At 45.2% G+C, this 10,439-nt stretch carries 9 protein-coding genes and 1 pseudogene; 4 read left to right on the top strand and 6 right to left on the bottom strand.

The window, feature by feature from the left end:
- The 4 genes and pseudogenes from BLW34_RS15810 to rluD all read right to left on the bottom strand — a co-directional run.
- A pseudogene (locus BLW34_RS15810) lies at positions 1 to 109 on the bottom strand (IS110 family transposase); the annotation flags it as partial.
- A 19-nt stretch (positions 110 to 128) separates the two neighbouring features.
- Complete coding sequence (locus BLW34_RS17520) at positions 129 to 308, bottom strand: hypothetical protein (RefSeq protein WP_143037943.1); 180 nt, start codon at positions 306 to 308, stop codon at positions 129 to 131.
- Positions 296 to 553, bottom strand: coding sequence for a transposase (locus tag BLW34_RS13740; protein WP_090580735.1), 258 nt, complete (start codon positions 551 to 553; stop codon positions 296 to 298). Before BLW34_RS13740 ends, BLW34_RS17520 begins: the two co-directional genes overlap by 13 nt.
- A 111-nt stretch (positions 554 to 664) precedes the next feature.
- Entirely contained in the window at positions 665 to 1,657 is a 993-nt protein-coding gene (gene rluD, locus BLW34_RS13745; RefSeq protein WP_090580738.1) for a 23S rRNA pseudouridine(1911/1915/1917) synthase RluD, read from the bottom strand.
- On the opposite strand from rluD, the gene BLW34_RS13750 reads away from it, so the two are divergent.
- A complete protein-coding gene (locus tag BLW34_RS13750; RefSeq protein WP_090580741.1) occupies positions 1,656 to 2,456 on the top strand; it encodes an outer membrane protein assembly factor BamD in 801 nt (266 codons plus the stop codon). The two genes, rluD and BLW34_RS13750, sit on opposite strands and share 2 nt — an antisense overlap.
- 33 nt (positions 2,457 to 2,489) lie before the next feature.
- On the opposite strand, the gene BLW34_RS13755 is transcribed toward BLW34_RS13750, so the two are convergent.
- Together BLW34_RS13755 and BLW34_RS13760 are read right to left on the bottom strand one after the other, a co-directional pair.
- Complete coding sequence (locus BLW34_RS13755) at positions 2,490 to 2,963, bottom strand: universal stress protein (RefSeq protein ID WP_090580744.1); 474 nt, start codon at positions 2,961 to 2,963, stop codon at positions 2,490 to 2,492.
- Between the two features lie 52 nt (positions 2,964 to 3,015).
- Entirely contained in the window at positions 3,016 to 3,810 is a 795-nt protein-coding gene (locus BLW34_RS13760; protein ID WP_371263953.1) for an alpha/beta hydrolase, read from the bottom strand.
- A gap of 489 nt (positions 3,811 to 4,299) precedes the next feature.
- On the opposite strand from BLW34_RS13760, the gene BLW34_RS13765 reads away from it, so the two are divergent.
- The 3 genes from BLW34_RS13765 to BLW34_RS13775 all read left to right on the top strand — a co-directional run bounded on the left by BLW34_RS13765 (position 4,300) and on the right by BLW34_RS13775 (position 9,175).
- Positions 4,300 to 5,487, top strand: coding sequence for an EAL domain-containing protein (locus tag BLW34_RS13765; RefSeq protein ID WP_090580750.1), 1,188 nt, complete (start codon positions 4,300 to 4,302; stop codon positions 5,485 to 5,487).
- Positions 5,488 to 5,528: 41 nt separating this feature from the next.
- Positions 5,529 to 8,711 (top strand): hypothetical protein, encoded by a 3,183-nt coding sequence (locus BLW34_RS13770; protein WP_090580753.1) that lies wholly within the window; start codon positions 5,529 to 5,531, stop codon positions 8,709 to 8,711.
- Between the two features lie 80 nt (positions 8,712 to 8,791).
- On the top strand, positions 8,792 to 9,175 hold the full coding sequence (locus BLW34_RS13775; protein ID WP_090580756.1) for a RidA family protein: 384 nt from the start codon (positions 8,792 to 8,794) through the stop codon (positions 9,173 to 9,175).
- The last annotated feature ends 1,264 nt before the right edge of the window (positions 9,176 to 10,439 follow it).

A 10,439-nucleotide genomic window follows, 5' to 3' on the forward strand; every position in this document is an offset into this window, starting at 1 on the left:
TCTCGCCTCGGCGGAGTTGCTTGCGCACCATGGCCCTCCCATGGAGATTTACTCCGTGAATCTGAAACACTTCCTTTGCCAGATCAATTCCAATTATCGTAATTTTCATGTCGGATGCTCCTCTCTAGTTACAGGGTTTTAAACAACACTACTTTGGCACCTCGTTGCCATTTAGGGTAGTGGGCGTCCATTCCATTCCATTCCATTACAATATGGCATTTCCTGCCCTTGGTTTTCTTGCCCCCGCCAAAACCACGGAAGTCACTGGATGACGCGGTCTTAACACTTTGTGAGTCTATAATCCCCAAAGTAGGGGCTGGCTCTTTGCCGTTTCTTTTCGATGGATTTCATTGATCTCGTCCAGTGCAGCTTCCCACACCCCTCGTTGGCTCCAGCGCCATTGAGCTCCGCTTTTGCTGATGTAGAGAATCGCATTGACGATAGCGCATTTGCTGTGAATCGGCTTTTTCCCTCGTGGATCTTTATGCTCAAAATGGTGCGAGACTAGCATCCATTCTTCGTCTGATAAGCCGCTTTGGTACATTGACTTCATAAAATGGTTAAGATCATAGTCGCAACGATATGACGAATAATGGAATTATTTCAAGATATCTTCTTAGTAGATTCTCTATTAAGAGGATGGCATACGATATTGTCGCAGCTCTTACAGAAGTGCACTTATATCTTCAGATAGAACAGAATCCCATATCATGGTTTCACCATGCTGCGGATGAGCTAATACTAACTGCTGTGCATGCAAAGCTTGTCGTGGGAATTGCATGATCAACCGCGCTATTTCTGCGGGAATCTTTTTAGGTTTACCGGTATAAACTGGATCACCCACGAGAGGATGGCCTATGCTGTGCATGTGAACGCGGATCTGATGAGTGCGTCCGGTTTCCAGGCTGCAACGAAGTAATGTGCAACCTTCGAATTGCTCTAATATTTGATAATAAGTACGAGCTGGCTTGCCATGGATAGTCACAGCCATTTTGGTACGTTGCACGGGATGTCGTCCTATTGGCGCATCAATATGACCGCGCTGTTTAATTTCACCTAACACGATTGCTAGATAATGCCGCTTGACGGTATGTTGTTGCAGTTGCCGAACCAGGTTGGTTTGTGCTTCTATCGTTTTAGCGACAACGAGCAAACCACTGGTATCTTTGTCTAACCGATGAACAATGCCTGCTCTTGGTATCTCATTAAGTTGCTTAGAATAATGAAGGAGCGCGTTCAATAGTGTTCCCTGCCAATTTCCATTGCCTGGATGCACAACCATTCCTACGGGCTTGTTGATGACAAGTAAGTGGTTATCTTCATAGATGATCTCGAGCGAAATGGCTTCTGCAGCATGCACCTCGTTGACTGGTACAATATGAGGCGAAACACTAATTTTTTCGTTTCCCCAAATTTTTTGTTTGGGTGTAGCTACTTCGCCATCTACGCTTACACGTTTTTCGAGTATCCATGACTGTAAACGGCTACGTGACCATTGTGGCAGTAGCTGTGCTAACACGAGGTCTAGACGAAGTCCGATACAGCTTTGCGGAACAACCAAATCAATAATGGATTCAGTTCGTTCAGCCAGTGCGGATAAAGATGGCTTTGCATTATAATTTTGAATAGCTTTTTTAGTTTCTACAGGAAATTTCATGTGGCATAGTTTAATTTTAGTTTTGGTTTTGGGTTTATCGGCATGTGGCTTATTGAAGGAAAAGTCAGTAGATAATAGTCAATGGTCACCAAATAAATTTTACTCTGAAGCTAAGAATGAATTAAATAATGGCAATTATGAAGCTGCCATCAAATTATTCGAAGCACTTGAAGCGCGCTATCCTTATGGACGGTATGCGCAACAAGCACAACTTGAAACTGCCTATGCGCATTATAAGGATCAGCAACAGGCTTCGGCTATTGCAGCAGCAGATCGTTTCATTCAGCTTTATCCACATCATCCCAATGTTGACTATGCATATTATATCAAGGGGTTAGCCAATTTTCATGATGATCTGGGAGTCATGGGTTATATCACATCGAAAATCATTAATCAGGATATGAGTGAGCGTGATTCGAAGGCTTCGCGTGAATCGTTTGAAAATTTCAAAGAACTGGTTACTCGATTCCCCAAGAGCAAGTACACTCCCGATGCGCTCAAGCGCATGGCGCATCTGGTTAACGTGGTTGCCAAGAGTGAAATATATGTTGCGCGCTACTATATGAAGCGTAAAGCTTATGTTGCTGCAGTCAGGCGCGCGCAATATGTTCTTGAAGAATATCCGCAGACACCTGCCACGGAAGAAGCTTTGTATATCATGGCCAGAGCTTATGATGAAATGAAGATGACTGATTTGCGAGATGACGTGGAACGTGTTATGAGAAAAAATTTTCCAGAAAGCGAATACCTCTCGGATTCGAGTCCGTTAGGAAAAACAACTTGGTGGAAAATATGGTAATTGCGTATGCTGCTTGGAAGAGAATGGGCGTTTCTAGGTAGATGCAAACATTTCCGATCCTGCCCACTCGTCCTCTAAGCGGACGGCTAGTACATCGCACTGTGCATGGTGCAGCACACCACTGGCAGTTGATCCCAGAAGTAATGCAAGGCCATGCCGGCCGTGTGAGCCTACTACGATCAAATCAACGTCTTCTTCATTGGCGACCCGGATAATTTCTACTTCCGGTTTTCCCCAGATTAGCCATCGATTGGCGGGATCGATGGCTAATCTATTTCCTGCTTGTATTAATTTGTCTTTTTCTATTTCAAGCAGTTCATAGGATGAATCTGAATAAAGTGGAATCACTGTACCGTAAGCGGTGTCCGGCATTGGAATATTATCCAGCACGTGAATGATGCTCAATTTTGCACTGAAAAAGGTCGCCAAACGTTCAGCTTTACGTGCAACATACGTATCCTGATCTGAGAAATCGACTGCTAACAGAATATGTTGATAATCGGCCATAATGACTCCTTCGCTTTGGCGGGATGATATTGACTTGGTGAAAATAGCTATTTTACTGCCATAAATACCTGGACAGAAACGAGGAAATGCGATCTTCATAACCCCTGCGATCGTAAGTATGCATGTTATAGTGACCTGCGCCTGGGACAATCCACAGTTCTTTTGGCTGAAGAGCGGCATTAAATAAACGCTCAGCCTCTGATTGCGTGGTATGTTTGTCGTGCGTACCTGAAATTAACAGGATAGGCATGCTCAGATTACTTATCCGGTCGATGGGATTGAGTTCATTGGTTGACAGATCCAAAAGCAAGGATAAATAGGATAGTAATAAGGGCTTAATCCATACTCCGAATTCGCCGAGATGAAGTTTTAGTCGATTCTCAACGGCTTCTTCAAATGTCGGATGAAGAGACTCCAATACAACCGCATCAAGCTTCAATGGAGGATCTGCCAGTATGATAGCAGCTGCACCCAGAGTTACACCAATGGCGGCAATGCGTTCGTGGGGAAAATTGTTCTGGAGATAGGCAACCGCCGCTTTGACATCTTGCGACTCACGTATGCCAAAAGTAATTCGTTCGCCCGGTGTTTCCCCATGGGCTTGTAGATCAATCAGTAATACACTATATCCCCGGTCATTCAAAAATCTAGCTCTACCTAGCATTTCCAGGCGATTGCTGCGAATAGAGTGAACCAGCAATACTACGCCATTACCACGGATGCCTCTTGTCAGCCAGCCATGCACTTCGTGATCCTTGCCAGCGGGAATTTTTACCGATTCGACCGGAAAATCGGGTATCAAGATTCCAACAGCGGTTGATGCGGGTCCGGTCAGAATCTCACCCATAATGATAATGCTGATAACTGCAGCGATCAGAATAGAAGAGACTTGAATCAGAATTCGGCGATACATTGTTTGGGAGTTTATTAAATAGATTATTGCAATTTATTGAGTGATTATGCGGTCAAAACTTGTGTTTTCTATATTATGCTTATGGAACATCATCTATAGTATTAAATTATAAGAATAAGAGCGAGTTTTCTTGATTAGTCGGGATTAGAAATCATCATATGGCAGAGTACGCATATGATAAGAATAATAGCATCAGCAATGATTCTTAATATCTAGTCTAGTCTTGTCCTGAACACTAAGAGCTTGTGAAAAAAACGTAGCAAGCGGAATATAGTGACGATAAAACGAGTTTTGCGAGTTTTATCCAAACTTCGTTTTGGGTAAAGCCATACTCAAGTAGATAGGCGAGGCACGAGTATTCCCTGACGCAGCTATCAGGACGTGCAGCAGATTTGTTCATAAGCTCTAAGGAGATGGGGATTTATGACAGTTCCAAACGATCAGCGTTTTATTTTGGCTGTTCAACTGAATCAACCGGAGCGCTTCCTAGAGATTTTTGGTGAAGTAATCGTCAAGCTTGCTTATGCTGATATGACGCGAGATATTCAACGATTATCCGAGATTCTGTTACAAAAATATCAATGTTATGGCTCAATCACTTCAGCTTATTTCGGACGCTGGTACAGGGTGTTTGGCCCGAAAGTGGGCTTGATGCCTTTCGACATGTCGGAGCAAATCCCGCTATTACAGGAAGTAGGTGCAGCAAGAATGCATGAGTTGCTGATTACCAATTTTGGGCAGGCAACTGGCAGTCGGCAAGACTGCAGATTGATGATTCTGCCTGCTCCAGAATGCCTTGATGATAAGTCAGTTAACCAGGTCATCGATCATGCGCTTGAGCTTGTTCCTGACACTAACCCAGCCTTGCATGGCAATGAGACCAGGGAACTCCTGCAGCTATTGATTGAGCAGGATCAGTTGCAATGTTATTTTCAGCCCATCTTTTCACTTGCTGATCAAGAAATCGTCGGCTATGAAGCCTTGTCGCGAGGACCAATTGATTCGGTTTTCTATACGGCGGATGCGCTATTTACAGCCGCCAGGCAGTTTGGCATGACACATGCTCTGGAGTTTGCCTGTCTCAAACAGGCAATCAATTGGTTGGTTTATATTCCCCAACACTTATGGATATCAGTCAATCTGGGACCTGAATTATTCATGTCATATGAATTCCAGCAATATTTATCAAATCCACATATCAAGTCTTCGTTATCGCGCATTGTTTTCGAGTTGACCGAGCATCTTCCCATTGAATCAGCAGTTAAGCTGCATACCGTGATGAGAGATTTCCGGAACACGGGACTTAAGCTTTCATTAGACGATACGGGCTGTGGTTTTTTTGATATGACCACTGTCGAAGAACTGCGCCCTGCGATTGTCAAGCTCTGCATTACTGTGATCAGCCGTATTGGGCGTAAAGATGGGGTTGAACGAGAGATGTCGGCAACGATTCGAGCGATTACTGCACTCGGTGGGATGACTTTAGGCGAAGGCGTAGAAAATGTTCAGCAGGCAGAAGTGCTCAAGCAATGTGGGGCAGCCTTGGTACAGGGTAACTTATTTGGATTGCCAAAGCCTGCGAAAGAATTATTTTTAACTGAAAGTGCATGAAGTTATTAATCTTATTCTAAATAAACCATCGTGCCGATAACATGAGCACAGATCGTGATCACAACAAAAGTGCTTTGATCAATCCACTGCCGATCATTATGGTGGTATTGCTTGCAGCAGGCATACTGGTCAAGAATATTCCACTGGAAAGCGCCCGCCCCAGTGATATCGAGCGAGTGAAATTTGTACCGATTGGACAGCAAAATGTTGAAGCGCGGCTCTGGCAAGATCCTTTTGCGGCAGTTGAGAAACATGAAGAGCGTTTTGCGCAAACTACCGCGCAGAAACAAACAGATTCCATTGGTCAGGCTGCAGCACTCAAACCAGAAGTGCTCCGTGACAAGATCCGGCAGCTTCGTGAAGAGCAATACAAAGTAACGGTTCTGGCAATCAGTGTTTTTGGTGGCTCCTTTGCCGAAGCTGCTGAGAGTCGGCGACGCTCCCGTTTTGCAGTAGTATCAGCACTTGGCTTCCATGGCTATAGTCCAGTAAATTCCGAAGCGATCGGTTATTTTCATATTACCCATGGACAATTAAAACTAAACTCAGAGATCGTCGATACTGAGGATAAGGTAAAACAGATTACGATCCCATTTGAGTGGTTCGAGGGGAATGAGCAATCTGCCTCAAAGGTGTTGTTGCTGTGGTTGAATGAGAGTTTATATAATCCCGGTCTGATTCAGGATAATTTGCCTGCATTATTTGGAGAATTGACAGTGGTAGGCCCAGCAGGATCGGCCATGCTGATGAAACTCGTGCACGGCGCCGATGCGGCGGTGCTGGATCAACAACACATTATCAAGATGTTTTCACCGAGTGCGACGATAACTGACTGTAACTTATCTGATTTGTTTGCTGTAAAAAGTCAGCAGCCATGGCAATGTTTTCTTAATCGCAACGTTTATCGGGATGAACTGAAAGAGAAAGGGATAGTTCGCACCATTGGTACGGATGATGTGCTCGCAGTGACTTTGCTATGGGAGCTTTGGCAGCGTGGTGTTAACCGTGAGCGAACATGGCCACCGCAGGACGAGCAAGGGGCAGCGGAATTTCAGCGAGATGATCGATGCAAGGATGGGTTAGTATTGATCAGCGAGTGGGATTCTGCTTATGCCCGCACATTGTCTCAGAATTTGACAGATAGCTTTTCTGAGCTCTGTAAAGCCAATACTGATTTATCACCGCCAGTGTACAGTTTTAACTACCTGCGGGGACTGGATGGCGCATTACCCAGTGCAGGGAAGCACGGAACAAAAGCAGTGCGAGAGAATGATGCGAATCAAGCCATGGATTTACGCGCTCAGCTTGAAGCAGCGCCACCTGAGCATGCCGAGGGACTCAGTCAATACGACTATCTACGACGCTTGACTAATGAGATCGCCAGGCTTGACCGTGATCCACAGTTTGCCGAGCATGGCGTCAAGGCGATCGGTATCGTTGGTTCGGATGTGTACGACAAACTGCTGATCCTCCAGGCGCTACGCAATCATTTCAAAGGAAAAATATTTTTTACTACTGATCTGGATGCGCGTTATTTGCATGCTGATCAGAAGGACTGGGTGCGCAATCTCGTGGCGGTATCCAATTTTGGTCTGGCATTGCATCCTTTACTTCAGCAATCTACGTTACCTTTTCGCGACGGCTATCAAACTTCGATTTACCTGGCTACTTTGATAGCGCTTGCGCCCGAGCCGCTTGGGTATTGGGCTGAACAAATGAAGAAATGGCTGAAGCCACAGATTTTTGAGATTGGTCGGACTGAAGCAGTGCTGGTGGCCTCTCCTTCCGTGGATGATCTCATCGATTGGATCAATGGCAGCAATCCGGACGGGGTAAGTCATATGGCACGAGTGGCGTCATGTGCAGATTGGGCGGAATGTGACCGGATAGAGCCTGCCAACCTATCATGGACGTTTCCCTTATCACAGCAATGGATGATATGGCTTGCCTGTATCTTATTCAGCTTGTGGGCAATGATCACCAGTCGTCGTATTCAGAAAGGTTTATTAACGCTATTTTGCTCGATCAGATCAACCGGATACTCGTCAATACAGGTACATCCCACAACCTTCTGGGTAATCGTGCTGGCAGTGATCACAATTGCTGCACTCATAGTCGTTAATCAGGTCATGCAAGATACTATCGAGCAAGGAACGGGCGAACCGTTTGTATGGCTGGAAGGGGTCAGCGTATGGCCCAACCTTGTGATTCGTTTCATCAGCCTCATTACGATGCTGATTTTGATAGGGGTATTTATCATCCGGATCCAGCGGCAGGCACTGACAATAGCTGAGCGATTCAGCCTGGCCATGCCCTCCATCTGGTCACTTGCACGCAGTCGCTTCTCTGCCATGTGGACCGGGCCCTATCTTGATCTGATATCATTTGATACAGAAGGTAGATCTAGGTTTGGTGCTTTACCGGGTGAAATCGAGGTTTCCACCTTGTGGCAGAACTATTTGCGCGCCACCAGTTGGCAGGAAATGATCTGGTGGATCGTCTTGTCGACGGTGATTGTATTTCTGCTAAGTATAGTAGCATTTAGCGCCTTTGATATTCCTTCATTCCCGCATCGAGGTGAGCTTGTTAGGTATCTGCATTACATTCTCATAGGAATGACTGCGCCCGTGCTCTGGTTGATTATTTTCTGGATTGGCTATGAGAGTCGTGCCTGCATCCAGTTTATCGAAGCACTCGGTCATGTTCGCAGGCAATGGCCCGAACATTTGCTCGATCGCGAAGTCAACGAAACCGGGATGCCACGTCCTTACCTCGATTATTATCTTGATTTTCAGCTTGTCGTAGCGGTAACCCAACGCATACAATGGCTCATTTATCTACCGTTCGTTTCAATTCTTTTCATGGTGATTGCGCGTAGCGACCTGTTCGATGCCATGGATTTTCCATTGGCGCTTATCCTGATTGTCATCGTCGCGCTGCTTTACACACTGTATACGGCAAAGCTATTGAATAAAAGTGCAGGCGCCATGCGTGCCAAGGTATTGGCTCATTATGAGCAAGTACTTTTGCAACTGGCTCAACCTAGAACACAGGCTCAGCTCCCTCCCAGTGCAGAGCAAATTAACCGGCTAATCGAGCGGATTCGTAATACACGCGAGGGTGCCTTTGCATCCTTTACCCAGCAGCCAGCGCTCCAGGCGTTGCTCTTGCCATTTGGTGGCTTTGGTGGGGCGCAGTTGATTGATTATCTGTTCACTTTCTAGCGTATTGGATTGACTTTACTTGTTAGGCAGGTTGATCATTATCGAATAAAATTTTTATCAATATTTTATGGGGAGATAGTATGACAAGACGACTGATCAGCTCAGGTTCCATATTTGAAGAAGAGATTGGTTATTCCCGTGCAGTGGTGGAAGGAGACTGGATTTTCGTGTCAGGAACGACAGGTTTTGATTATTCCACCATGACCATATCGGATGACCTGCTTGAACAGACTGAACAATGTTTCAGGAACATCGAATCTGCTTTGCGGCAGGCAGGTTCCGGCTTGCAGGATATCGTGCGGGTTACTTATGTATTGCCCAATGCGGCCGATTTTGAATTGTGCTGGCCTGTTTTCCGCAAGTATCTTGGTAAGGTTCGCCCGGCGGCCATGATGATTGCGGCAGGCTTATCCGATCCGCGCATGAGAATCGAAATCCAGGTAACTGCCCGCAAGAGTGCCTAAAAACCCGTTCACGATCTCTTAATGTACGGTAATAATACGTAGGTGAGAAAGAAATACATTGCTGACATAGATCGTAAGAAGTTCAAAAAAATCAAGCCGCTACTATAAAGCATACGCAAGCGCACCATGCCAATGATGATAATTTGTATGAGGGGTTCTGTGCTGTGCTGTGCTGTTCTGTACCTGCTGCGTAGTGATTGCCAATGGAGATTGTTTTTTTGCGATTTCCCCAAGTGACGCACAGTGCACTCGTATTCTGCCAAGTAGAGTAAGCCTAATCAGGACGGAATGAGCGTGTTAGAACAGGTGCTTAAAAAATCAGGTTGGTGCAACCTGCATTAAGCAGGGACGTAAGTCATGGAAGATGCAAGACGGGCCTTGGGAAAGCTCAGCACCAGTCTTGCAGTTCGTCTTTCTGATTTTCCGGGTATTGCTGTTGTGAAGATCGCGAACAGGTTCTGAGGACTGGTAGCCTCCATGCATAGATACGATTGCTCAGGTATTGTGTCACGTTCGCTAAACCAATCTTGTAAAGGCCTTGTAGCTTAGTGCCGTGTTGGCAAGCACTTTCGCTCTGATTCTGTTGTTGACGAGTAATGTTATGTCGAATTTACACCTACAACGTCGATGCCAACACGCTAACAGTCGGCCCAAGCTACCATTTGGTTTGATTGAACGAGAAATGAGCCGCAGCACTATCTGATCCCACAGGCTCATACATCTAAAGTCTTGTTGGTATCTTGCCTCTTGTCAATTGCTGCAGTTTTACAATGAATATGAATGCGGTTTATTCTAGGAAAATGATGGAATATATGCTACTTAAAATATTACGTTTGATCCATATGACAAAACTAACTGCTGCATTACTTTTGTGTTTTCCTATTCTCAAATTAGAAATATAAATAAAGCCAAGTATAGAAAATCATTTAGTTACGTGCTACGTGATCTCGAAAATACCCCAGCTCTAATCAAAAGTATGACTAATGGAATTGGGTTATGAATGCAGTTTCTCTATTGCAAATTTGAGTTGTGCCTAACATTGCCCGAAAGCAGCGGCAAAGTAGCTAGTCGGTCCTGCAAAATGCCTAAGATCCTCATGAATTCTCCGTTTCAGGGAAAAAATTCACTTCCTGAACTCTCAAGAATTCATAATATCCGCATCTAAACCCGAGGGAAATTAAGGTATTTAATATTTAAGATGGCTATCGACGACTTTTTCCGCGCCCGTCTCGATCAAATGATTGACTTGCGACATTCTTTGGCG

The sequence above is a fragment of the Nitrosomonas sp. Nm58 genome (assembly GCF_900107335.1).
In the GTDB taxonomy this organism is placed as follows: Bacteria; Pseudomonadota; Gammaproteobacteria; order Burkholderiales; family Nitrosomonadaceae; genus Nitrosomonas.

Bases quoted from the DNA above. Each gene is read 5' to 3' on its own strand.
- BLW34_RS13755 (WP_090580744.1), bottom strand. From the start codon at position 2,963: ATGGCCGATTATCAACATATTCTGTTAGCAGTCGATTTCTCAGATCAG.
- BLW34_RS13740 (WP_090580735.1), bottom strand. From the start codon at position 553: ATGAAGTCAATGTACCAAAGCGGCTTATCAGACGAAGAATGGATGCTA.
- BLW34_RS13750 (WP_090580741.1), top strand. From the start codon at position 1,656: ATGTGGCATAGTTTAATTTTAGTTTTGGTTTTGGGTTTATCGGCATGT.
- rluD (WP_090580738.1), bottom strand. From the start codon at position 1,657: ATGAAATTTCCTGTAGAAACTAAAAAAGCTATTCAAAATTATAATGCA.
- BLW34_RS13765 (WP_090580750.1), top strand. From the start codon at position 4,300: ATGACAGTTCCAAACGATCAGCGTTTTATTTTGGCTGTTCAACTGAAT.
- BLW34_RS13760 (WP_371263953.1), bottom strand. From the start codon at position 3,810: ATGGGTGAGATTCTGACCGGACCCGCATCAACCGCTGTTGGAATCTTG.
- BLW34_RS13770 (WP_090580753.1), top strand. From the start codon at position 5,529: ATGAGCACAGATCGTGATCACAACAAAAGTGCTTTGATCAATCCACTG.
- BLW34_RS13775 (WP_090580756.1), top strand. From the start codon at position 8,792: ATGACAAGACGACTGATCAGCTCAGGTTCCATATTTGAAGAAGAGATT.